Below are 507 nucleotides of genomic sequence, written 5' to 3'. Positions count from 1 at the left end.
CGCGCAAGTGGTCGCATCGCCGCAAACATTACGTGTGGCAGATTTAGAACTTGATATGATCAAACGCGTTGCCACGCGCGCGGGGCAGTCGATGTCGCTTACCGCCAAAGAATATGCCCTGCTTGAGTTGTTGATGCGCAAAACTGGCCAAGTGCTTTCACGTACCACCATTGCGTCGTTAGTGTGGGATATGAACTTTGACAGCGATACCAATGTGATTGATGTGGCGGTCAAACGTCTGCGTAGCAAAGTGGACAAACCGTTCGATAGACCACTGATTCACACTGTCAGAGGGATGGGCTACAAACTCGAAGAGAGTCGTGATGCCTAAGTTCTCGCTGCCTTTTTCCATGAAAAACAAGCTCGTGCTGATGTTTGTTAGCATGACGTTTGTGACCTATTTTTCTTTGGCTTTCATCCTACAGTACGCCATTGAGCGCCACTTTTATTCGCAAGATTTCAGCTATATTTCCAGTAAGTTCAATGCCATTGAGAAAGAATTAATAC

Annotated in this window: 1 protein-coding gene and 1 pseudogene; both read left to right on the top strand. The window is 46.7% G+C overall.

The genetic code is table 11. From position 1 onward, the window contains the following. Positions 1–331 (top strand): winged helix-turn-helix domain-containing protein (locus tag R7044_RS28335; RefSeq protein ID WP_225456425.1); only part of this gene is annotated, 331 nt, incomplete at its 5' end. Then, positions 324–507: pseudogene (locus tag R7044_RS28330) on the top strand (two-component sensor histidine kinase); the annotation flags it as partial. The gene R7044_RS28335 and the pseudogene R7044_RS28330, both read left to right, overlap by 8 nt.

The sequence above is a fragment of the Vibrio sp. 1402 genome, from assembly GCF_033340275.1.
This window is presented reverse-complemented; position numbering and strand designations above follow the sequence as displayed.